The sequence below is a fragment of the Nonomuraea antimicrobica genome (genome assembly GCF_039536965.1).
Lineage (GTDB): Bacteria > Actinomycetota > Actinomycetes > Streptosporangiales > Streptosporangiaceae > Nonomuraea > Nonomuraea antimicrobica.
The window spans coordinates 152,272-175,387 of the sequence record NZ_BAAAZP010000149.1 but is presented as its reverse complement, the minus strand read 5'-3'; the positions used below and the strand labels follow the sequence as shown (position 1 = coordinate 175,387).

18 protein-coding genes are annotated in these 23,116 nt (G+C 72.4%); 13 read left to right on the top strand and 5 right to left on the bottom strand.

From position 1 onward, the window contains the following. On the top strand, positions 1 to 449 hold a 449-nt coding region (locus ABD844_RS37435), incomplete at its 5' end, for a response regulator transcription factor (protein WP_344888894.1). Positions 450 to 534: 85 nt separating this feature from the next. Here the strand turns inward: ABD844_RS37435 and ABD844_RS37430 are convergent. Beyond that, positions 535 to 3,945: a M20/M25/M40 family metallo-hydrolase gene (locus tag ABD844_RS37430; RefSeq protein ID WP_344888891.1), complete on the bottom strand. Its 3,411-nt coding sequence runs from the start codon at positions 3,943 to 3,945 to the stop codon at positions 535 to 537. 291 nt (positions 3,946 to 4,236) lie between these two features. Between ABD844_RS37430 and ABD844_RS37425 the strand changes: the two genes are divergently transcribed. The 3 genes from ABD844_RS37425 to ABD844_RS37415 all read left to right on the top strand — a co-directional run bounded on the left by ABD844_RS37425 (position 4,237) and on the right by ABD844_RS37415 (position 8,994). Further along, complete coding sequence (locus tag ABD844_RS37425; protein ID WP_344888888.1) at positions 4,237 to 7,401, top strand: AfsR/SARP family transcriptional regulator; 3,165 nt, start codon at positions 4,237 to 4,239, stop codon at positions 7,399 to 7,401. A 38-nt stretch (positions 7,402 to 7,439) separates the two neighbouring features. Next, a complete protein-coding gene (locus ABD844_RS37420; RefSeq protein ID WP_344888885.1) occupies positions 7,440 to 8,612 on the top strand; it encodes an FAD-dependent monooxygenase in 1,173 nt (390 codons plus the stop codon). A gap of 196 nt (positions 8,613 to 8,808) precedes the next feature. After that, positions 8,809 to 8,994, top strand: a complete 186-nt coding sequence (locus tag ABD844_RS37415; protein WP_344888882.1) for a hypothetical protein — start codon at positions 8,809 to 8,811, stop codon at positions 8,992 to 8,994. A 37-nt stretch (positions 8,995 to 9,031) separates the two neighbouring features. Here ABD844_RS37415 and ABD844_RS37410 read toward each other — a convergent pair whose 3' ends face one another. Continuing rightward, positions 9,032 to 10,132: a serine hydrolase domain-containing protein gene (locus tag ABD844_RS37410; protein ID WP_344888879.1), complete on the bottom strand. Its 1,101-nt coding sequence runs from the start codon at positions 10,130 to 10,132 to the stop codon at positions 9,032 to 9,034. Positions 10,133 to 10,232: 100 nt separating this feature from the next. Between ABD844_RS37410 and ABD844_RS37405 the strand changes: the two genes are divergently transcribed. Then, positions 10,233 to 10,889, top strand: a complete 657-nt coding sequence (locus ABD844_RS37405; protein WP_344888876.1) for a TetR/AcrR family transcriptional regulator — start codon at positions 10,233 to 10,235, stop codon at positions 10,887 to 10,889. Here the strand turns inward: ABD844_RS37405 and ABD844_RS37400 are convergent. Then, complete coding sequence (locus ABD844_RS37400; RefSeq protein ID WP_344888873.1) at positions 10,870 to 11,826, bottom strand: N-acetylmuramoyl-L-alanine amidase; 957 nt, start codon at positions 11,824 to 11,826, stop codon at positions 10,870 to 10,872. The genes ABD844_RS37405 and ABD844_RS37400 overlap by 20 nt on opposite strands. A 193-nt stretch (positions 11,827 to 12,019) precedes the next feature. Here ABD844_RS37400 and ABD844_RS37395 point away from each other — a divergent pair, with 193 nt between their 5' ends. The 7 genes from ABD844_RS37395 to ABD844_RS37365 all read left to right on the top strand — a co-directional run bounded on the left by ABD844_RS37395 (position 12,020) and on the right by ABD844_RS37365 (position 18,581). Next, the gene (locus ABD844_RS37395) at positions 12,020 to 12,652 is read left to right on the top strand and encodes a GOLPH3/VPS74 family protein (protein ID WP_344888870.1); all 633 of its coding nucleotides are present in this window, start codon (positions 12,020 to 12,022) and stop codon (positions 12,650 to 12,652) included. A gap of 22 nt (positions 12,653 to 12,674) precedes the next feature. Then, the gene (locus ABD844_RS37390; protein WP_344888867.1) at positions 12,675 to 14,159 is read left to right on the top strand and encodes an APC family permease; all 1,485 of its coding nucleotides are present in this window, start codon (positions 12,675 to 12,677) and stop codon (positions 14,157 to 14,159) included. Further along, positions 14,156 to 14,911 (top strand): GNAT family N-acetyltransferase, encoded by a 756-nt coding sequence (locus ABD844_RS37385; RefSeq protein WP_344888864.1) that lies wholly within the window; start codon positions 14,156 to 14,158, stop codon positions 14,909 to 14,911. Before ABD844_RS37390 ends, ABD844_RS37385 begins: the two co-directional genes overlap by 4 nt. A 55-nt stretch (positions 14,912 to 14,966) precedes the next feature. After that, positions 14,967 to 15,386: a hypothetical protein gene (locus tag ABD844_RS37380; RefSeq protein WP_344888861.1), complete on the top strand. Its 420-nt coding sequence runs from the start codon at positions 14,967 to 14,969 to the stop codon at positions 15,384 to 15,386. 23 nt (positions 15,387 to 15,409) lie between these two features. Then, positions 15,410 to 16,393 carry an ABC transporter substrate-binding protein gene (locus ABD844_RS37375; RefSeq protein ID WP_344888858.1) on the top strand — a complete coding sequence of 328 codons (984 nt, stop codon included), beginning with the start codon at positions 15,410 to 15,412 and terminating at the stop codon, positions 16,391 to 16,393. A 77-nt stretch (positions 16,394 to 16,470) separates the two neighbouring features. Further along, complete coding sequence (locus ABD844_RS37370) at positions 16,471 to 17,100, top strand: TetR/AcrR family transcriptional regulator (protein ID WP_344888855.1); 630 nt, start codon at positions 16,471 to 16,473, stop codon at positions 17,098 to 17,100. A gap of 23 nt (positions 17,101 to 17,123) precedes the next feature. Then, a complete protein-coding gene (locus tag ABD844_RS37365; RefSeq protein WP_344888852.1) occupies positions 17,124 to 18,581 on the top strand; it encodes a pyridoxal phosphate-dependent decarboxylase family protein in 1,458 nt (485 codons plus the stop codon). Positions 18,582 to 18,596: 15 nt separating this feature from the next. Here the strand turns inward: ABD844_RS37365 and ABD844_RS37360 are convergent, their stop codons facing one another. Further along, on the bottom strand, positions 18,597 to 20,555 hold the full coding sequence (locus ABD844_RS37360) for a family 10 glycosylhydrolase (RefSeq protein WP_344888849.1): 1,959 nt from the start codon (positions 20,553 to 20,555) through the stop codon (positions 18,597 to 18,599). A 187-nt stretch (positions 20,556 to 20,742) separates the two neighbouring features. On the opposite strand from ABD844_RS37360, the gene ABD844_RS37355 reads away from it, so the two are divergent. Next, on the top strand, positions 20,743 to 22,269 hold the full coding sequence (locus tag ABD844_RS37355; RefSeq protein ID WP_344888846.1) for a golvesin C-terminal-like domain-containing protein: 1,527 nt from the start codon (positions 20,743 to 20,745) through the stop codon (positions 22,267 to 22,269). Between the two features lie 68 nt (positions 22,270 to 22,337). Here the strand turns inward: ABD844_RS37355 and ABD844_RS37350 are convergent, their stop codons facing one another. Then, complete coding sequence (locus ABD844_RS37350; RefSeq protein ID WP_344888843.1) at positions 22,338 to 23,099, bottom strand: SDR family NAD(P)-dependent oxidoreductase; 762 nt, start codon at positions 23,097 to 23,099, stop codon at positions 22,338 to 22,340. Positions 23,100 to 23,116 lie beyond the last annotated feature (17 nt).

The following is a 23,116-nucleotide window of genomic DNA, read 5'->3' as shown; positions in this document are numbered from 1 at the left end:
GGGCGATGCCGCGCCCGTACGGGGCGGCGCGGGCGGCCGAGTCGGAGGCGGGCACGCGGATCGCGCTCGGCGACCGGGACCGGGCCGCCGACCTGATCGCCGAGGCGCTCGAACGGTACGCGGCGCTCGGCGCCACCCACGACGCGGCCCGCTGCCGGCGGCTGCTGCGCGAGATCGGCCCCGACCGGAGCAGGCCCGCCGCGCCGCGCCGGGGAAGGAAGGCGACCGGCGGGGTGCTGTCCCCACGGGAGAGCGAGGTGGCCAGGCTGGTGGCGCTCGGGCGGACGAACAGGGAGATCGCCGAGGTGCTGTTCCTGTCCCAGCGGACGGTGGACACGCACGTGGCTCGCGTGCTGCAGAAGCTCGGCGTGCGCACGCGGGCGGAGGTGAAGGAACCCCGGCCGCAGGACCGGCCGGGGCCCGTCACCCCCGAGACTTCGGGCGGCTGACCCCGTCTCGCGCGGACCCGCCGCCCAGGGGGCCGCCGCGCCCTCCTCCCCTACGGCGGTAGCGGGGAGGAGGGCGGAGACGGGGTCAGACCGTGATGCTCCAGGAGCTGAGGACGCCGGTGTCGCCGGAGTAGACGTCCTCGATGTCGAGCACCCATGTGCCGGCCGCCTGCTGGCTCACCGGGACGGAGAACGTCCTGGTGCCGTACGGGGTGCAGGTGGTGCCGCCGTAGCGGTCCACCACGTACCAGGTGCCGTTGGGGCCGCGTACCCAGATGTCGAGGTCCTCCGCGCACGTGTGGTCGATCGTGATGGACAGCTTGACCGGGGAGGTCGCGGTGCCCGTCGCGGTGGAGGTGATCGAGCTCTGGGTGTTGCTGAAGTCGTAGATCGGATAGTCGGTGTCGTTGGTGAACGTCCTGCCGCCCGAGGTGCCCTGGACGGTCAGCCCGTACGTCGTCGTACGCGTGGCCGTCTCACCCGTGCCGGTCACGGTGACGGTGTAGCTGCCCGACGGCGTCGTCGGAGCGGTCGCGATCGTCAGCGTGGCCGACCCGCCGGAGGTCACCGAGGCCGGGTTGAACGTGGCCGTCGCGCCCGTCGGGAGCCCGGAGGCCGACAGGTTCACGGTCTGGGCGGTGCCCGCCGTGGTGCTGGTGCCGATCGTGGACGTGGCCGACGAGCCCGCCTGCACGGTGCCCGAGCCCGGGTTCGCCGAGACCGAGAAGTCACGCGTGGGCGGGGTGCCGCCGACCGCCTGCTTCCAGACCGCGTACATCGCCGCGTCCGCCGCCCGGTCCAGGATCGTGTCGTTGATGTTGCTGCTGGTGTCGCAGGAGGCGTGGTAGCAGGAGTCGTACGCGCGCCCGGACTGGCCGCCCCACTTGGCCGCCTGCGCCGCCGTCTTCGTGGCGCTGGCGCCCGCCGCGACGCCCGAGCTGGCGATGCCGGCGTTGCGGAAGGAGGCGTCGTCGGAACGGTTGGCGCCCTCGACGTTCTCCTCGGGCTGGAGGCTCAGCCGGTCGTAGAACTCCTTGAGGAACGCGGCCCCGGTCGTGTTGATGTTGTTGATGAAGTAGCCACCGTTGGTGGAGCCGGTCATGTCGTAGTTGTAGTAGACCTTGATCCGCTGGCGGTCGGCGGCGCTGAGCGAGGCGACGTAGTACTCCGAGCCGTTCAGCCCCTGCTCCTCGTCGGTCCACCAGGCGAACCTCACGTGCTTGGCCAGCGTCGGGTTCGTCTGTGCCAGGGTCAGCGCGACCTCCAGCAGGTTCGCCGAGCCCGAGGCGTTGTCGTTGATGCCCGGTCCGGCGGCGACGCCGTCGAGGTGGGCGCCCGACATGATGACCTGGTTCTCGTCGCCGCCCGGCCAGTCGGCGATCAGGTTCGGGCCCGCGCCGCTGGTGCAGTAGGTGGTGGTGCAGCTCTGCCGGACGACGTTGTAGCCGGCCGCGCGCAGCTTCTGCTCCACGTACGAGACCGACTGCAGGTAGCCGTTGCCGGTGGACCTGCGGTTGCCGCCGTTGCCGGTCGCGATCGACTGGAACTGCGACAGGTGCGTCTTGATGTTGGTCAGGCTGACGTCCGGCGGGTCGCCGCCGCCCGGCCCCTGCCCGACGGTGAGGCCGTAGGTGGCGGTGTGCGTGGTCGCGCCCGCGCCCGTGACGGTCACCTGGTACGACCCCTGCGCCGTACCCGAGCCGACCGACAACGTCAGCGTCGAGGAGTTGCCCGAGGTCACCGACGACGGGTTGAAGCTCGCCGTGGTGCCGCTCGGCAGCCCCGACGCCGACAGGTTGACGGTCTGGGCGCTGCCCGAGGTCGTCTGCGTGTTGACCGTGACCGTCAGTTGCTGCCCCGGCGACGCGTTGCCGGACGACGGGTTGAGCGAGAGCGAGAAGTCGTTGCCCGGCGTGCCGCACGCCGGCTCGCCCGAGGCCGCCGCCACGCTGACCGCGCTCCAGGCGGCCTTGGTGGTGTTGCACTCCACGCTGTTGGCGCCGAACAGCTCGATGACGGCCGAGACGGAGGCCGCGCGGACGTTCGTGTACCGCCAGGTGGAGGTCTTGCGGGAGAGGGCGCCCATGAAGATCTTGCCGGCGTTCTGGATGCCGATGCCGGTGACCGACGAGGGACCGCCGGAGCAGATCGGGCTGGACGGCTTGCCTCCGCCCGGGTTGCTGCCCTCGGCCAGCAGGTAGAACCAGTGGTTCAGCGGGCCGGCCGCCGCGTGCACCTCGGTGCTGGGGATCGAGGAGGAGTAGCAGTTCGGGTCGCCGAGCGCGCCCGGGTTGTACATGTTGCGGATCGGGCCCTGCCCGACCAGGTTGACCTCCTCGCCCACCAGGTAGTCCGGCGGGTCACTGGGGTGGTTGGCGTAGTGCTCGGTGAGCGCGCCGAAGATGTCACCGGTGCTCTCGTTGATGCCGCCGTTCTCGTTGCCGGAGCCGGCGCCGCCCGGGGTGGTCTGGAAGATCGCGTGCCCGTACTCGTGGGCCACGACGTCGATCGGGGTCGCCTGCTGCGTGTTGGCCTGGTTGTGGCCGAAGTTGGTGTAGCTGCCGTTCCAGTACGCGTTGACGTCGTTCAGCCCGACCCGGGCGGGGAAGCCGCGGCCGCTGCCGTTGATGCCGTTGCGGCCGAGCCAGTCGCGCAGCATGTCCCACTCGCGCTGCGCGCCGTAGAGGGCGTCCACGCAGGCGGTCTCCAGGTTCGTGCCCTGGCCGTTGCCCCACGCGTCGTCCGTGCCGGTGTAGGCGGTGCCGCCCTGGCCGCCGCACTGGATGCCGGGCCTGGTGCCGTCGGTCATCGAGTACGAGCTGCCGGAGCCGCTCGTGCCGATGGTGACCTGGCCGTAGTAGTAGCCGTTGCCGGTGCCGGCGCGTACGAGGTCGTAGGAGTCGGCCACCTTGCCGGTGCGCGCGTCCACGAACACGTGCTGGACGCTCGGCTTGCCCGCGGCGATGCCGCTGACCACGGCCTCCCACGCCAGCCGGGGCTTGTCGCCCCAGGCCAGCACGACCAGGCGGGGCGCCGCGGTGTCGTCCACCCGCTCCAGCCTGGTCCTGGCGACCTCGGTGGCCCGGTCGGCGCCGATCGTGGCCTTGGTCGGGACGCCCCGCGGGCTCGGCCCGGTCGCCGCGACCGTGTCCCTGACGTGCCCCGCCGCGTCGGTGACCACGACGGCGTCGCCGCCGACCATCGGCAGGCCCTTGTACGTGCGCTCGTACGCGACGTAGAACATGTCGCTCGCGCCCGGCGTCACCGAGACCCGGCTGTATGCCTCGTCAGGTCCTCGGGTCAGCTCGTCGAGCTGGCTGGAGACGGCCTTGTCCGCGACCGCCGCGGCGAGCGAGGCGGGGTCGGCGGCCGTCCGGCTCTCCTGGGACCTGGCGGCCCCGGGAGGACCGGCGGCGTTCGCGGGGGTCGCGGGTAACACCATCGTCGCGGCCGTGGCCATGCCCACGACCGTGGCGAGTAAGGCTTTGCGTTTCACGGCGGTGTTGCTCCTTTCTGGGGTCCCCGGGCCGCCGGGCGCTGGTGAGCGCGGGACGGCCGGCGCGTAACCCGGGATCGCCTGGATTCGCGGCTGGTCGGGGATTGGGGGGTGATGGGGGGTGGCAGGAAAGCGAGCGGACCGTTTCGCCTTGTTGCCGCCAGACGCTAGGCGCTCGTCCCCGGCCGGAAAATACGTATGTGCATCGGTAGGGCATACCGATAATTCCGTTTCGCCTGCTCGCCGGGGGCCGCCGGTCGCGTACGGGCCGGGTGGGGGACAATCGGGGGCGTGCAGTTCGGTGTCCTCGGCCCGCTCGTGGTGCGCTCGACGGCCGGCGACCCGGTCGCCGTGGGCGGTCCCCGTCCGCGCGCGCTGCTGGCCATGCTGCTGCTCGACGCGGGCCGGACGGTCAGCCTCGAACGCCTCATCGACGGCCAGTACGGCGACCGTCCCCCGGCGGGCGCGGCCAACGCGGTCCAGGCGCAGGTGTCCCGGCTGCGGCGGCATCTGCCGGGCGACCTGATCGAGTTCCACGGGGCCGGATACCGGCTGGCGGTCGAGCGGGAGAGCGTCGACGCGCACCGGTTCGAGACGTTGTCCCGTGAGGGTCGCGGGCTGCTCGCCACCGGACGCTACGCGGCGGCGACCGCCCTGCTGCGGGAGGGGCTGGCACTGTGGCGGGGGCCCGCGTTCGCGGACGTGGCCGACGCGCCGTTCGCCCGGCCGCAGGCGGTACGACTGGAGGAGCTGCGGCTGACGGCCACCGAGGACCTGTACGAGGCCGAGCTGTCCCTGCCAGGCGCCCAGCCGGTGGCCGGGCTGCGGGAGCTGGTGGCCGGGCATCCGCTGCGGGAGCGGGCGCGCGGGCTGCTCATGCGGGCGCTGCACGCGGCGGGGCGGCAGGCCGAGGCGCTGGCGGTCTACGAGGAGGGCCGACGGCTGCTGGCCGCCGAACTGGGGGCCGACCCGTCGCCCGAGCTGGCCGCGCTGCACCTGGAGATCCTGCGCGGTGAGCGCGGACGCACGGCGTGGGCCGAGCCGCCCGCCCAGCTCACGAGCTTCGTGGGACGCGAGGAGGAGCTGGCCCGGCTGGCCGCGTTGCGTACGGTCCGCCTGGTCACGATCGTCGGGCCGGGCGGCACGGGCAAGACCAGGCTCGCCGTCGAATCCACCGGCCGGCGCGCGGGCTCGGGTGACACCGGCCGGACGGTCGGGTTCGTGGACCTGACGCTCGCCGACGGCGCACCCGGGCAGGTGGCGCAGGCCGTGCTGGGCGCGCTCGGGCTGCGCGAGCCCGCGCTCACGCCGCCCGCCGCCGGTGGCCCCGACCCGGCCGACCGCCTCGTCGCCGCGCTGGCCGACCGGAGTCTCGTCCTCGTACTGGACAACTGCGAGCACGTCATCGCCGAGGCCGCCACGCTCACCCGCCACCTGCTCGCCCGCTGCCCCGGCCTCACCGTCCTGGCCACCAGCCGCGAACCGCTGGGCCTCACGGGCGAGCATCTCGTCCCGCTGGCTCCCCTGCCCCTCCCGCCGCCCGGCGCCCGGGAGGCGCCGCAGGACGCGCTCGCCTACCCTGCGGTCCGGCTGTTCGCCGACCGGGCCAGCGCCGTACGGCAGGAGTTCGCGCTCACCCCCGGCAACCTGGACGCGGTCCTGCGAATCTGCGCCGCGCTCGACGGCCTGCCGCTGGCCATCGAGCTGGCGGCGGCCCGGGTGCGGACGTTCGGCGTGGCGGAGATCGCCGACCGGCTGGCCGAGCACGGCCGGTTCCGGCTGCTCTCACGCGGCGACCGTACTTCCGCCGCCCGCCACCAGACGCTGCACGCGGTGGTGGAGTGGAGCTGGAGCCTGCTCGGAGCCGAGGAGCAGGCGCTGGCCAGGCGGTTCGCGGTGTTCGCGGGGGGCGCGACCCTGGAGGCGGTCGAACGCGTCTGCGGCACGGGCGCGGCGGGAGCACCGGATCCGGCGGCGGCCGAGGCACTGGCCGACCTGGTCGACAAGTCGCTGGTCGAGACCGACGGCGAGCGGTACCAGATGCTCGACACCATCCGCCTGTTCTGCCTGGAACGGCTGGCGAAGGCAGGCGAGGAGGACCGCCTGCGCCGCGCCCACGCCGCCTGGTCGCTCGACTTCGCCGGTCAGGCCCACGACCACCTCTACCGCGACGAGCAGCTCACCTGGCTGGCCCGCCTGTCCGCCGACAACGCCAACCTCCAGGCCGCCCTGCGCTGGAGCGTCGAGCACGACAGGCCGACGGCCGCACGGCTGGTGGCGGCGCTCGGCATGTACTGGTGGCTGACCGGACGGCGGGGCCAGGCCACCCGGCACGCCCGGCGCCTGCTCGACGCGACCGGCCCCGAACCGCCGACCGGGCTGGACGAGGAGTATGTGATGACCGTCCTGCACGCCGTGCCCGAGTCGGACTCGCCGCACTGGCGGCGGGCCCGGGAGATCGTCGGGTCGCTCGACCGGCCGTTGCGCTACCGGTTCGGGGTGGCGCTCTGGGGCATGGTCGCGGGCCCGCCCGAGGGCGGCGAGCCGACCGAGCGGGACCGGCGCATGCTCGGCTCCGATCCGTGGAGCCGGGCACTCGAACGGCTCAGCCTCGCCCTGATGACGTTGCTCACCGGAACGGCCACCGAGGCGGAGCCCGAGCTGGAGCGGGTGCTGGCGGACTTCAACGCGCTCGGCGAACGCTGGGGCCGGGCCCAGGCCCTCGACTGGCTGGCCCTGGCCGCGAGCTGGCGCGGCGACTGGGCACGCGCCATGGGCCGGTGGTCGGAGGCGCTCGGGCTGCTCGAAGAGCTGGGCGCGCTCGACGAGCTGGCCGACGTGCTGTCCCGGCGGGGCGCCGCGCTCTGGCGGGCCGGGGACGCCGCCGCCGCCCGCGCCGACTGCGAACGGGTGACCGAGCTGGAACGGCGGCTGGGCCGGCCGGTGCTGATGGCATGGGTGCAGCTCCAGCTCGGCGAGATCGCCCGGCACGAGGGCGATCTCGCCGAGGCCGGGCGGCGGCTCGACCTGGCCCTGTCGGGTGCCGAGACCGGCGAGTCGGGTGCGTTCACCGCCGCCGGCACCCTGTCGCACGTGTACACGGCGCTGGGGCGGCTGGCCCAGGCAGAAGGCGACGCGGAACGGGCCGCGCGCCTGCACGCCACGGCCGTGACCGCCGCCCTGGACTCCCCCCTGGCCACCGACCACGCGGACGCGGCAGAGGGACTGGCGGGCCTGGTGGGTGCTGGGGCCGATCGGAGGCGGGCGGCGTTGTTGCTCGGTGTGGCGGTGGCGGTGCGGGGCACGGCCGTGGCCGGTGATCGCGACGTGGCCGCGACCGTCGCCGCAGCCACCCGGGTGCTCGGCGCGGAGGGGTTCGCGGCGGCGTACGCCGAGGGGGCGGCGCTGAGCCGGGACGCGGCGCTGAGAGTCCTGCGGGACGCTGTCAGCCGATAGTCGCCGCACTGTCAGCGCAGCTCACGAAGCTGCGTCACATGCGAAACCACCACAGCGGCACCGGCGCCCCGCGCAACTCCAACGTCCTCATCTCCGGCGCCGGCATCGCGGGCCCCGCCCTGGCCCACTGGCTCATCCGGTACGGCTTCACCGTCACCGTCGTCGAGCGGGCCCCCGCGCTACGCCCCGGCGGCCAGGCCGTCGACTTCAAGGGCGCGACCCACCAGACCGTGCTGAGCCGCATGGGCATCCTGGACGACGTACGCCGCCTGCGCACCGGCGGCACCGACCAGGAGATCGTGGACGCCGACGGCCGCCTGCTCGCGCTCATGCCCGGCGAGTTCACCGGCGGCGACCTGGAGATCGCCCGGGGCGACCTGGCCAAGCTGCTCCACGAGCGCACGGCCCCCGCCTGCGCGTACGTCTTCGGCGACTCGATCACCTCGCTGACCGAGACCCCGGCCGGCGTGCACGTCACCTTCGAGCGCTCCGCGCCGCGCACGTTCGACCTGGTCGTCGGGGCGGACGGGATCCACTCCAACGTGCGCCGCCTGGCCTTCGGCCCCGAGTCCGAGTTCGTGCGGTTCCTCGGCCACTACTACGCCCTGGTGGACGTCGAGGGTGACTTCGGGCCGATCCCGAGGATCTACAACGAGCCGGGCAGGATGGTGGCCGTCGGCGGGCCGAAGGCTCCGGCGTTCTTCGTCTTCGCCTCCGAGCAACTCGACTACGACCGCTACGACACCGCGCGGCAGCGGGACATCCTGGCCCGCGTGTACGCCGGCATGGGCTGGCAGACCCCGGCCGTCATGTCGGCGGTGAGCCGCTCACGGGAGGTCTACCTCGACTCGATCAGCCAGGTCGGGATCGACCGCTACAGCTCGGGCCGGGTGGTGCTGCTGGGCGACTCGGCGTACGGCAACACGCTGGGCGGCTTCGGCACCGGCCTGGCCGTCGTGGGGGCGTACGTGCTGGCGGGCGAGCTGGCCGCGGCCGGCGGCGAGCACCGGGTGGCCTTCGCCGAGTACGAGCGCCAGATCCGCCCCTACGCCAAGATCGCCAAGAACGGCAACGCCGGCCCCTTCCTCGCCCCCGGCTCCCCCGCCCGGCTGCGCATGCGCAACTGGATGTTCAGGTACCGCTTCCTGCTCGGCCTGATGATGAAGATGGCCGACAAGTTCGCCACGGACATCGAACTCAGGTCGTACTGACGCCGGGACGCAGGGGAAACAGGGGGACGGTGGTGCCGGAGTGACGGTCAGGGCGGCCGCCGACGGGGGCCCGTTCCCGGAGCCGACCGTAATTACCTCCGGATGACCGATGCGCTTCGGGCACCAGCCTGTGCATTCTGGTGGGGACGGGTCCGGCGCGGGCCTCGTTCCGGACCTTGAGAGGAGACACGTGGGCATGGAGTACGCGGCAGGCCGCCCCACCGTGGTCTTGGACAACGGCGTCGTCGGCCGGGTCATGCTGGCCCATCCGTACCGGCGCGACCTGGTGCTCGTGCTCGGCATGGACGGCACCCTGCTGAGCTGCCAGCTCGAGGGCATCGCCTGCGTGGTCGGCGGCAAGCCGCTGTGCCGCGACGGCTGACGCCTTCCCGAGAGGCGCACCTCCTGCCGATGCCGGATCAGGAGCGGGTCACCAGGTCGCCGATCAGTGTGACCGCGGCGAAGTCGCCGGTGAGGCGGTTCTTGGTGAGGGCGAACGCGGTGCCCGTGGCCGTGTCGGCCCAGGCCGCGCTGCCGCCCGCGCCGGGCACGCCGAACACCGTCGGGCTCTCCTCCGCCGTCGAGGCCGGCCCGCCGATGCCGTATCCGAGCCCCCACGCCGACGGCATCCCGAAGACCTCGTCGACGCCGCTCGACACTGTGGCGGTGGCCGCGTGCAACCGCTCGGCGGGGATCAGCCGCGTCCCGTCCACCTCGCCGAGCAGCGCCGCGTACATGCGCGCGATGGCCCTGGCCGAGGTCTTGCCGCCCGCCGGGATGTCGGCCGACAGGTAGTCGGGCCGGTTGCCCAGCTCCGCGGTCGGCATCAGCGTCATCGGCCCGGCCTTGAACATCGGCAGGTCCGCGGGCATCTCCCCGAACGCCGACATGTCCATGGGTGCGTCCTCCAGCCGGGCCAGCCGGTGGTGCTCCTTCTCCGGCATCCCGAAGTACAGCTCGTCCGCCACGCCCAGCGGCCCGGCCACGTCGTCCCGCAACACCTGCGAGATGGGCTTGCCGGTGACCCGCCGGACGATCTCCCCGACCAGGAACCCGAACGTGTAGGCGTGGTAGCCGACCTTCGTGCCGGGCTCCCACCACAGCTCGGCCTCCTCCAGCGCGGCGACCATCGTGCCCCAGTCGCAAATGTCCTCCGGCGTGGTGTCGAGCGGCACCCCGGGCACTCCCGCCGTGTGCGACAACACGTGCCGTACGGTGACGCCCTGCTTGCCGTGCCGCCCGAACTCCGGCCACAGCTCGGCCACCGGCGTGTCATAGTCGAACAGGCCCCGCTCGGCGAGCACGTGCGCGACGGTCGCGGTGGCGCCCTTGCCGATGGAGAAGTTGTAGAAGGGCGTGTCGGGCGTCACGGGACGGCCGGTCTCCGGGTCGGCCACACCGGCGACCACGTCCACGACCTGCACCCCGTCCCGATAGACGGCCACCTGGAGCCCACGCTCCTCGCCGGACTCGACCAGCCTGTCCGCCGCTTCCTGCACCCGCTGCTGAAGATCACTCATGACGTGTCCACCCCTGTCAGTCGCTGGAACTAGACGGTACAGTACTCACGCCGGTACGGAACTGTCTAGTACTGTTTGCTCGAACGAGGAAAGGGCGGTCATGGCAGCGGAAGAGGACACCCGCACGGCACGCAAGCGCAGGCAGATCATGGAGGCGGCCCGCCCGGTCTTCCTGCGCAACGGCTACGTCGGCACCAGCATGGACGAGGTCGCCGCACTGGCGGCCGTGTCGAAACAGACCGTCTACAAGCACTTCACCGACAAGGAGCAGCTCTTCACCAGCATCATCCTGGACACCACCGGCCAGGTGGAGGGGCTGACCAAGATGATCACGGTGGCCCTCGACGACAGCGAGAACCTGCGCGAGGACCTCGGCGAGCTGGCCCGCCGCTTCCTCGACCAGCTCATGGCGCCCGACCTGCTCCGCCTGCGCAGGCTGGTGATCGCGGAGGCCGACCGCTTCCCCGACCTCGGCCGCACCTGGTACGAGCAGGGCTTCGAACGTTCGCTGGAGACCATGGCCACCGCCTTCCGGCGATTGGCCGAGCGCGGGCTCCTTCACACGGACGACCCGCGCCTGGCCGCCGAGCACTTCGTGGGCCTGCTGCTGTGGGTCCCGGTGAACAAGGTCATGTTCTGGGGCGGCGGCACCCGGCACTACACGGAGGCCGACCTCGAACACCTCTCGCAGGCCGCGGTGACGGCGTTCCTGCGCGCGTACGCCGCGCCGGAGGCGGCTACCCCAGGAACCGCCTGAGCCCGTCGGCCAGCGCGGCGGCCATGCGCTGCCGGAAGGCGGGGGCGGACATCTTGGCGGCGTCGCCCCGGTTGCGCATGTTGCCGCACTCGACGAAGACCGCCGGGCGCTTCGACAGGTTGAGCCCGCCCAGGTCGGTACGGGTCTCCAAGCCGTCGCGCGCGATGTAGGTGGCGTACGGCAGGCCCGTGCCGGCGCGGAAGGCGTCGCGGATGTCGTGGCCCAGCCGGCGCGCGGGCTTGACCACGCCGTCGTTGTGGCCGGGCAGCAGCCCCGGCATGATCACGTGGAAGCCGTGCCCGCTCGGCGCGGCGCCGTCGCCGTGGATCGAGAGCACCGCGTCGGCCCTGGCCTCGTTGCCGATGGCGGCGCGCTCGGTGACGCAGGGGCCGACGCCCGTGTCGCTGGGCCGGGTGAGCACGACCCTGGCGCCCATGCCTTCGAGGAGCTGCTTGAGGCGGCCGGCGACGTCCCAGGCGAAGGCGTGCTCCGGGTAGCCGGCGTCGGTCGCGGTGCCGGTGGTGTTGCACGGCTTGCGGCCGGTGATGACGTCGACCTGGCGGTTGATCTCCTTGGGGTGGGAGGCGTTGCCGCCGTTGTGGCCCGGGTCGATCACCACGGTCTTCCCCGCCAGCGGGCTCGCCGCGGCCGACTGCGCGGGAGTCGGCGAGGCGGGCGGCACCGTCTCAGGGACCGATTCCGGGGTCGTCTTTGGGACCGTTTCCGGGGTCGTCTCCGGGACCGTTTCCCGCGCCGGATCCCCGGCCGCCTCCCGCGCCGCCTCTCGCGCCGTGTCCCGGGCGGCGGGCAGCGCGTCGCCGCCGCAGCCGGCGGCCAGCGCGGTCGCCACGGTCAGTGCGACCAGTGCCGCGGCTCCGGTGCGGTAGGCGCCCATGGCATCGACCGTACCGGGCGCGGCGCTGGATTCCCACGACACGCACCCCTATGCTGCCCCTAATACGGATAAATCATCTTATTGAGCATTAATGCCACCCGTATCAGCACCTTGCCTGCAAATGGGTCTACCCGCGCCCCGATGTTCTTGGTAGATATTTCCGCTGGCGACTTCACGCCCGTCCGGCCGATAGCCGGTTGTCCTTTATAGGCGATAGTGAGCGGACCGATTCAAGGTGCTTGCCGATGATTTCTTCTTGGTCTCCTGGGACACCACCGGCACGGGCAAACCCCGTCTGCACGTACAGGGGATTGCGTTGGGCCTGGCCGGGGCGCTGCTCGGTGAGCTGGTGCTGCACCGGCGGATCGTCGTACGCGGCGTGCGGCTGCACATGTCCGACTCGCGGCCGGTCAAGGAGAGCGTGGCCGACAGGGCGCTGGCGGATCTCGGGAATTCGCCGCACCATACCGACGTGCGCACCTGGCTGGCCTATCTCGCGCAACGTTCACTCGAGGAGGTGAGCGGACGGCTGCTGACCGCCGGATTACTGGAACGCGAATCCCGCAGACTACTCAAACGCCAGAAATTCCGCTTTTTCGCCACGGACTTCAGCCACGCCGTGTGGCCCGCGACCCGGCTGCGGCTGGCGCTCGGGCAGTGCCGTCCGCTCTCGCCGCAGGACATGGCGCTGGCCACGCTCGTGGACGCCTGCGACCTGACCGACACCGTGCTCGACGACCCCGACAACCGGCGGGCCTCCCGCGACTACCTGACCACGCTGCTGGCCACCATGCCCCAGCCGCTGCGCGACCTGAGCCGCCAGGTCCACGCCGCCGTGGGCGACTCCGTGCTCACCTACCGCACCTGACCCCACACCCCCTGGAAGGATCATGACGCGTACCGCACGAACCGGCACCGTGCCCGACCCGGTCGCCGGCGCCCTCGCCGCCGACCGCCTCGGCGCGCCCACGGTCGTCTACTTCGTCCTGTCGGCCGCCGCGCCGCTCACCGTCGTCGCCGGGGTCGTCACCACCGGTTACGCCGTCACCGGGATCACCGGGCTGCCGATCGCCTTCCTGGTGGTGGGGGCGGTGCTGTCGGTGTTCGCGATCGGGTACGTGGCGATGGCCCGGCACATGGCCAACGCCGGGGCGTTCTACACCTACGTCACCCGGGGCCTCGGCCGTCCCGCGGGCATCGCGGCGGCCTGGGTGGCGCTCATCGCGTACAACGCGCTGCAGGTCGGGCTCTACGGCGCGCTCGGCGCGGCGGCGGCGCCGGTGCTGGAGCGGTGGCTGGGCCTCGCGCCCGCCTGGTGGGTGATCTCGCTGGTCGCCTGGGCGCTGGTCGCGGTGCTGGGCGTGATGCGCGTGGACGTCAACGGCCGACTGCTGGCCGTGCTGCTGACCGCCGAGGTGGCCGTCATCCTGGTGTTCGACCTGGCCGACCTGATGAACCCGGCCGCCTCGGGCCTGTCCTTCGCGGCGCTGTCGCCGTCCGCGCTGTTCGTGCCGGGCGTGGGGGCGCTGCTGGTGCTGGCGACGCTGGGGTTCGTCGGGTTCGAGTCGTCGGTGGTGTTCTCGGAGGAGAGCCGGGCGCCGCGGCGTACGGTGCCGATCGCGACGTACGCGTCCGTGGCCATCGTCGCCGTCGTGTACGCGCTGTCGTCCTGGGCCATGACGGTCGCCACCGGCCCCGACTCCATCGTGGCCACCGCGCGGCGCGACCAGGCCGACACCGTCTTCGTCCTCGCCGAGGCGCACCTGGGCTCGGTCGTGGTGGACATCGCCCGGGTGCTCTTCGTCACCAGCGTCTTCGCCGCGATGGTCTCCTTCCACAACACCACCGCCCGCTACTTCTTCGCGCTCGGCCGCGAACGCGTGCTCCCGGCGGTCTTCGGCCGCACGCGGGCGCGCAGCGGTGCGCCCCAGGCCGGTTCGATCGCGCAGAGCGCGCTCGGGCTGGTCGTCATCGTGGTGTACGCCGTCCTGGGCCTCGACCCGCTGGTGCAGCTCTTCTTCTACGGCGGCTCGTTCGGCGGGTTCGGCGTGCTGCTGCTCGTCTTCGTGACCTCGCTCGCGATCATCGTCTTCTTCGCCCGCGAGCCCAGCGGCGAGGCGCTCTCCCGCCGGGTGGTGGCCCCCGTCCCCGCGGCAATCGCGCTGGCCGTGATGGTGTGGCTGGCGCTGGACAACTTCGCGACCCTGCTCGGCGTGCCCGAGGGCGATCCGCTGGCGTGGGTGCTGCCCGTCGTCTACGGCGTCGCAGCGCTGCTCGGCGTGGTGTGGGCGCTGGTGCTACGTTCCGGGCAGCCCGCCGTTTACGCTGCGGTGGGGATGGGCGCCAAGGCGGCCACCGCCCAGGACACCGCATGAGCGACGGACACCATCTGGACGATGAGCACCGTCTGGACGATGGACACCTTCTGGACGACGGGCAACGTCTGAACGACGGGCACCGCATGAGCGACGAGAGGAGACCTGGGCCGATGGAGGAGACCTTCGAGGCGTGGCCGGTCCGGCATCTGGGCACGGGGGCCACGTTCGCGCTGCGGCCCGCCGTGCGCCTGGCCACGGCCGCCGACACGGAGCAGGTGGCCGAGTTGATCGCGACCGCGTTCGCCGGGCTGCGGGCCGTGTCGTACCTGGTGCCCGAGCGCAGGGCACGGCACCGGGTCATGGCGGCCACCTTCCGGATCCAGGTCGAGCACGCCATCGAGCACGGCGAGGTGCATCTCATGGACGAGGGGCAGGCGGTGGCGGTGTGGTTCCCGCACATGGCGCCGGTGCCCCCTCCGCCCGGATACGACCGCCGGATGGCCGAGGCCACGGGCGAGTGGGCAGACCGCTTCCGCGTCCTGGACGAGCTGTTCGAGGAGCACCACCCGACGGAGCCGCACCACTACCTGGCCTTCCTCGCGGTGCACCCCGACCGGCAGAACCAGGGGCTCGGCACCGCCCTGCTCCGGTACCAGCACGCCCGGGTGGGCGGCCTGCCCGCGTACCTGGAGGCCAGCGACCCGCGCAACCGCGACCTGTACGCCCGCCACGGCTACCGGCTCCGCGAGCCGTTCGCGCTCCCTGACGGCTCGCTCTTCTGGCCCATGTGGCGGCCCGCCTCCCCCTGAGGCACGGGACACGTCGGCGGTGAGCCGTTCGGGGGCGGGAGACGTCTTAGAGGGCATGAAGATCTGGCGAATCGTGCTCCTGCCCGTGCTCCTGCTGGCGCCGAGCACGTCCATGTCCCCGGCGCAGGCCGAGGTGACGGCGAAGCGGGTGCTGGTGGACCTGCGCAGGCAGGGCGGCTACGCGGGGTTCGACGACCGCGTGATCGTCTACGGCAACGGCTGCGTACGGCTCACCCGGCGCACCGGGCCCGCCGTCGACAAGTGCCTGACCGCCAAGGAGGAACGCACCCTGCGCGGCCACCTCAGCAAACTGCGCGTCGGCGCCTCGGAGCGGCGGCCGCAGGGGGCGGACTTCATCAGCTACACGCTGGCCCACGACAAGCGGCGGGCCACCCGGTACACGCTGCCCGCGAGCTGGAAGCCGGTGGTGGGGCAGCTTGAGAAGATCATGGAGAAGTACTGGGCGCCTGACTGACGCGGGGCGGGCAGGGGTACCGGATGACCGTAAACCGGCTCCGCGTCGGGGCCCCGCTCTCCCTCTCGGGCCGCCACGCCCGGTTCGGCCGTCAGGCGGCGCTCGGCCTGGGGGTCTGGCAGTCGTTCGACAGGTCCGCGGAGCTGGTCGTGGCGGACGACCGCAGCGACCCCGAGGTGCTGGAACGCGTGCTGCGGGACCTGGCGGCACGGTGTGACCTGCTGCTGGGGCCGTACTCGACGCAGCTCATGCGCAGGGCGGGCCGCGTCGCCATGGAGCTGGGCCGCGTGGTGTGGAACCACGGCGGGGCGGGCGACGACGTCGAGGCCGCCCGCCCCGGCCACGTGGTCTCCGTCCCCACCCCGGCCAGCCGGTACGCCGAGCCGTTCCTCCGCCTCCTCGCCCGCGACGGCGACCGGAGCCCGTTGTGGATCGCGCACGGCGAGGGCGGCTTCGGCCGCCAGGTGGCCACCGGAGCGCGGCTCCGCGCGAAGGCGCTCGGCCTCCCGGTGACGTACGAGGCCCCGCCCGGCGGGTCGTGGAACCTGCTGTGCGCCGGGTCCTTCGAGGAGGAGGTCGAGCTGCTCGGCCGGGTCCGGGTGCCGGGACGGGTGTGCGCCGTGGCGGCCGGGGTGCGGGAGTTCGGCGCGGCCGTCCGCGATCCGTGCGGGGTCTACGGCGTGGGCCAGTGGTTTCCGGGCGTCGAAGGCGAGGCGGCCCTCGGGGTCTCGGAGCGCGACTTCCTCACCGCGTACCGGACGCCGCCCGGCTACCCGGCCGTCCAGGCCGCCGCCGCGGCGATCCTGGCCACGCACTGTGCCGCCGTGTCGGGGAGCACCGGGCGGGAGGCGTTGTGGTCGGCCGCCGCCGCGCTGGAGACCACCACGCTGTTCGGCGCGTTCAGGATCGACCCGAGCACCGGGGCGCAGGTCGGGCACCGTGTGGTGCTGACCCGCTGGGGGCCCGACGGCCCTGCCGCCGTGGACGACGACACGGGGGTGGCGTGATGCGGAGCAGCAGATCCGGGCAAAGTTCTCCATCAAGTGATTGACCGGCTAGGCGCGGCGGAACTACCTTCGGTCGCATGACCCCCGGCGAGAGCGCACAAGCCGGCCTGATCCTCAAGGTCGCCACGCAACTCTTCGCGGCCCTCGGCTACGACGGCACCTCCACGCGGCAGATCGCCGAGGCCGCCGGTCTGAACATCGCCACCGTCAACTACCACGTGGGCGGCAAGCGGGAGCTGTACCTCGCGGTCATGGAGGCCGCGCACCGAGCGGAGAAGGCGGCGCTGGAGGCCGCGCTCGCCAGGCTGCCGGGCGACGACCCCGTGGCCGCCATCCACCGGGTGGCCGACGACTACCTCGACTTCTGCGTGGACAACCCCGAGGTGCCCGCCCTGTGGATGCACCGCTGGCTGTCCGACGCGAGCGACATCTCCGAGCTGGAACGCCAGTACGTCCTGCCGCTGATGGCCGCCGTCACCGAGGCGCTGCGCCCCGCGGTCGAGGCCGGGACGATCCGCGCCGAGGCCGACCTCGAGTACACCGTGTGGACGGTCATCTGGGCGGTGCACGGCTTCGCCAAGGGCGGCGTGCTGGACGCCAGGGGCCGCCGCAGGGGCGCCGGCGACCGGGCCGCGCTGCGCCGCTTCCGCGCCCACCTGCACCAGTCGTTGCACCGTACGCTCGGCCTGCCCGGCGACCCCCGCTGACGGCCACGCAGACAGGAGAGCCCGTGTACCTGCCCACGACCGGAAGGGCCGCAGAAGACCTGCTGGCGGAGCTGGCCCGGCTCAAGCAGCACGACCTGCCCGTACGCGGCGGCCAGGTGACCGCCTACGTCTACGACACCGGGCGGCCCGAGGTGCACGACGCCGCCACCCGGGCCTACCTGGAGATGCTGGAGGTCAACTGCCTCGACCCGACCGCGTTCCCCAGCGTGGTCGAGATGGAGCGGCAGGTCGTCGGCGCGGTCGCGGACCTGCTCGGAGGCGGCCACGGCGTCTTCACCAGCGGCGGCACCGAGTCGATCATGCTGGCCGTCAAGGCCGCCCGCGACCTGGCCGCCAGGACCCGCCCGAACGCCGCCCGTGACCCGGCCGCCGGGACCCGCCCGAACCTCGTGCTGCCGGTCACCGCCCACCCCGCCTTCCACAAGGCGGCCCACTACCTGGGCGTCGAGGTCGTGGCCGTGCCGGTGGACCTGGAGTCGTACCGGGTGCGGCCGGGCGACGTCGCGGCGGCGATCGACGAGGACACGATCCTGGTCGCCGTCTCCGCGCCGTCCTACCCGCAGGGCGTGATCGACCCCGTCGAGGAGGTCGCTGCCGTGGCCGCGGCGGCCGGCCTGCCCTGCCACGTGGACGCCTGCGTGGGCGGGTGGCTGCTGCCGTGGTTACGCGAGGCGGGGGCGGAGGTGCCGCCGTTCGACCTGTCGGTGCCCGGGGTCACGTCGATCTCCTGCGACCTGCACAAGTTCGGGTACGCGCCCAAGGGGGCCTCCGTCCTGCTGTTCGCCGACCCGGCGATGCGGCGCGGGGCGTACTTCGCCTCGGCGGCCTGGCCGGGCTACACGATCATCAACGCGACCGTGCAGAGCTCCCGGTCGGCCGGGCCGCTCGGCGGCGCGTGGGCGACGTTGCAGGCGCTGGGCCGGGAAGGGTACGCGGACCTGGGCCGGGCCACGCTGGCGGCGACGGCGAGATTACGCCAGGGCCTGGCCGCGATCCCGGGGCTGCGGGTGCTGGGCGAGCCGCAGTCGTCGCTGGTGGCCTTCGCGGGTGACGGGGTGGACGTGTTCGTGCTGGCCGACGAGGCACGGGCACGGGGCTGGTTCCTGCAGCCGCAGCTCTCCTACGCCGGCATCCCGGCCAACCTGCACATCACGGTCACCGGGGTCACACTGGCCGGGGTGGAGGCCATGCTGAAGGTGATCGCCGAGTCGGCCGAGGCCGCCCGCCGGCGCGGCCCCGCCACGCTCCCCGACGGGCTGGTGGAGCTGGTGGCGGGGCTGGACCTGGAGTCGCTGGACGACGCCACCTTCGCCTCCCTCGCCGCCTCGGTGGGCGTGGACCTGCGGCCAGGCGCGGGACAACCGGAGATGGCGGTGGTCAACACCGTCCTGGACGCCCTGCCCGCCGCGACGAGGGAGACGATCCTGGTGCGCTTCCTCTCCCTGATCTACACCCCGTGACAGGGCCTCGGCCGGTCAGAGCCTGGTGAGGCGGACGGCGTCGGCGATCACGAGACCGGTGCCCGAGGTCCACCGGCTCACCCCGACCACGTTGTACGTGCCCGCGTTGAGCGAGAAGGTGCCCAGGCTGCGCCAGGCCCCACCGCCCGTGCGCTGGTCGACGGTGACCGTCTGGTTCCCGCCCGAGGCCGCCACCACGTACGGCGTCGCGCTGTTGTAGCCGGAGTTGGCCGGATACCACACCTCCACCCGGTAGCTGCCCGCGCTCGGAACGGCCGCACTGAACCAGGCCGGGTCGCTGGCCGCGACCGGCTCGGCGAAGCGGTAGTCGGTGCCGTGGAGCTGGGTGGAGTAGGTGGAGGTGCCCCAGGCGGAGCCCGCCGAGAACCCGGCCTCTGCGTTGTCCACCACCACGCTGAACGTGCCGCCGCCCGTGCCCACCGCCCTGCCCGCGCTCGGACCGCTCTCCTGGTGGGTGCGGTTGAGCGCGGTCACGTAATAGGTGTAGGCCGACCCGGTGGCGGTGGTGTCGGTGAGCGTCTTCTGCCGGGTCGTACCGACCAGGTTGCGGGCGTCGGCGAAGAAGCACGGGTCGGCGGCCGACGGGCTGCCGTCCACCCGGTGGACGGCGTACGCGGTGGCCGAGCCCGTCCAGGCGAGCTGCACGCCGTTCGAGACCCGGGTGGCCGACGTGATCGAGGGCACGCCAGGGGCCGCCGCCGTGCCGCGGGCGGGCAGCAGCGCGGGTTTGCCGTAGTGGGTGTTGACCAGCCTGGTGATCGCGCCGATCCGGTCGGCCTTGACGTCCTTGGCGCTGAAGTAGACGTCACCGACGACCTCGGGATGGCGCCTGTTGTCGGTGAGGTGGTCGCTCAGCTCGGCCGGGTCCTGCCAGGCGGCCTCCTGCCCGGAGGCGCCCGCGCGGTAGGCGGCCTGTCCGACGACGAGTTGCACGCCGGTGCCCCTGACCACGTCCGACCACCAGGCGGTGAGCACCTCGTACGGGGCCGTGGCGAAGCCGATGTGCCAGTAGATCTGCGGCGCGAGGTAGTCCACCCAGCCCTGCTTGACCCACTGGCGGCTGTCGGCGTAGATCGCGTCGTACGACTGCAGCCCCGAGGTGCGCGAGCCCAGCGGGTCGGTGCCGGCGTTGCGCCAGATGCCGAACGGGCTGATCCCGAACGTCACGTGCGGCTTGGCCGCGTGGATGCGCTGGTCGAGCTCGCGGACGAGGAGGTTGACGTTGTCGCGCCGCCAGTCGGCGATGTTGGAGAAGGAGCCGCCGTACTGGGCGTATGTGGCGGAGTCGGGAATGGCCTGGCCGCTCACCGGATAGGGGTAGAAATAGTCGTCGAGGTGGACGCCGTCCACGTCGTACCGGGAGACGGCATCCATGATCGCGTCTTCGATGAAGTCGCGGACCTGCGGAATGCCCGGGTTGTAGTAAAGCTTGCCGCCGTAGGCGAAACGCCAGTCGGGATGTTGCCGCGCCGGGTGTGTGGACACCAGCCTGGACGGGTCGTCGTGATTGGCGATCCGGTACGGGTTGAACCAGGCGTGAAACTCCAGGTTCCTGGCATGGGCCTCGCTGACCATGAAGGCCAGCGGGTCGTAGCCCGGGTTGCCGCCCTGGGTGCCGGTGAGCCACTGCGACCACGGCTCGTACGGCGACGGCCAGAACGCGTCGGCCGTCGGCCTGACCTGCACGATCACGGCGTTCATGCGCTTGGCCACGGCCAGGTCGAGCCAGGCACGGAACTCGGCCTGCTGCGCCGACACGCTCAGCCCCGTGCGGCTGGGCCAGTCGATGTTCGCCACGGAGGAGATCCACATCGCCCTGAGCTGCCGTTTGGGCGTTGCGGGATCGGTCGCGCAGGCGACGGAGGAGGCTTGGGCTGGGGCGGGAGTAGGGGCCACGATACTGACGAGAGCGGCGGTGATCGCCGCCAGGACGGTACGCAGGAAGGCGGTCACGAAGGGAAGTTTCAGCGCATCCACATGAATGCGCAATAGTTTTCAGGACTTCCGGGGGGCCCAATCTTTGAGGCGACGCCGGGGGCGGGGCGGAAAGTTTCACCTAACAGCGAAGTAATGTCAATTATCGACATTAGTCAATGGCTGTCGTAACGTGCACCCCGTCACCTGTGAACGAGGAGCACCCATGACTCTCGCCCGCATGCGATTAGCAGCCCTCGCCACCTCGATGCTCGCCCTCCTCCTACTCGTCTCAGGCCGTCCTGCCTGGTCAGAGACGACTCAGGTCAAGGAGCCCGCACTGGCCGCGGCCTTCGCCAAGGCGGCCGCCGCGCACGACGTACCGCGTGACCTGCTGGTCGCGCTCTCCTACGCCGAGACCCATCTCGACGGTCACGGCGGCGAGCCCAGCGCCAGCGGCGGCTACGGCGTGATGCACCTGGTCAGCAACCCGACCAACCACTCTCTTGAGAAGGCCGCCGAGCTCACCGGGATCGCGGCCGACAAGCTCAAGATCGACGACGAGGCCAACGTCCTCGGCGGCGCGGCCGTGCTGCGCGCCCACGCCGACAAGCTGGGCCTCGACGAGACCGCCAGGAAGGACCTCGGCCGCTGGTACCAGGCCGTGGCCGCCTACGGCAACGCCTCCTCCCCAGAGCTGGCCCGCCTGTACGCCGACGCCGTCTACGAGCAGCTCGGCCTCGGCATCGACCTGCGCGGCATCCAGGTCAAGCCGCAGGAGGTCACCGCCGACCGCGGCGAGTACGCCAAGGCCCGCGACCTGAACGCGCAGGCCGCCGTGGCCAGCCCCGACTACCCGCCGGCCGCCTGGGTCGCGGCCAGCACCAGCAACTACCGCGTCTCCAACCGGGAGACCAGCTACAACATCGACCGGGTGGTCATCCACGTCACCCAGGGCTCCTACGCCGGAACCATCTCCTGGTTCCAGAACCCCAGTGCCCAGGTCTCCGCGCACTACGTGGTCAAGTCCTCCAACGGCGCGATCACGCAGATGGTGCGGGACAAGGACGTCGCCTGGCACGCCGGCAACTCCAGCTACAACAACCGCTCGATCGGCATCGAGCACGAGGGCTTCGTCAACGACGCCTCGTGGTTCACCGACGCGATGTACCGGGCCTCGGCGGCGCTGACGAAGGCGCTCTGCGAGAAGTACGGCATCCCGAAGACCCGGACCGGCATCGTCGGCCACAACGAGGTGCCCGGCGCGACCCACACCGACCCGGGCCCGAACTGGAACTGGACCAAGTTCATGGGCTACGTGACCGGTGGCGGCGGCGAGCCCACGTGGCAGACCACGGTCGACAACGCCACCTCCGGCCAGTTCACCGCCAGCGCCAACTGGGGCACCTCCACCTACTCCAGCCAGCGTCACGGCGCCGACTACCGCTTCGCCGACCCGGTCGCCTCCAGCGACCCGGCGTGGTACTCGGCGACGATCCCGAGCGCCGGCAACTATCAGGTCGAGGTCTGGTATCCGGGCGATCCCGGGTACAACAGCTCGGCGCCGTACATCGTGGCGGCCTCGGGCGGTAACCAGACCGTCTACGTCGATCAGCGATCAGGCGGCGGAGCCTGGCGCAGCATCGGCACCTTCTCGCTCAGCGCGGGCACGTACAACGTGGTCGGCGTGAGCCGGTGGACCTCGGGCACCGGTCTCGTGATCGCCGACGCGGTACGCATCAGCCGCCTCTGAGCGAACCCCCAGCACGGCCCGCGCCCACCTCCCTCCGCTTCCCGGGCGCGGGCCGTCTTCACGTCGGCTCAGGCGGTGGCGCCGCCGTCGATCACGTGGTCGGCCCCCACCACGAAGTTCGACTCGGAGGACGACAGCCACAACGCCGCGGCGGCGATCTCCTCGGGAGTCGCCACCCGGCCGATCGGGAGCGCGTCCCTCATGCGCTCGTCGCGGTCCCGCGGGGTCTCGCCGGGACCCAGGGACATGGGCGAGTCGATCGGGCCGGGACTGATGGCGTTGACGCGTACGCCGTCGGCGATGTGGTCGCGGGCCGCCGCCCGGGTCAGGACGCTCACCGCGGCCTTCGACGCCGCGTACGCGCTCGCCCCGGCCAGGCGCCAATGCGCCCCGAGGTTGGAGGACACGTTGACCACGGCCCCGCCACCGTGCGCCCGCATGTGGCCGATCTCGTGCTTCATCGACAGGTACACGCCCTTGAGGTTGACCGCGAGCACCTCGTCCCACGTGTCCTCGTCGTAGTCGGCCAGCGGCGCCAGCGTGCCGAAGATCCCGGCCGCGTTGAGCGCCACGTCGAGCCCGCCGTAGCGGGAGACCGCGGCCTCGACCATGGCGGCGGCCTCGGCCGAGCGGGTCAGGTCGACGACGAACGCGCTCGCCCGCCCGCCGCCCTCCTCCGCCAGCTTCACGACCTCCGCCAGCCTGGCCGCGTCACGCCCGGCGGCCAGCACCGCCGCGCCCTCCCGCGCGTACGCCAGTGCGGCCGCGCGGCCCACGACCCCGCTCGCGCCCGTGACGAGCGCGACCTTCCCCTCGAAACGTCTCGCCATTATTCCATACCAATCGT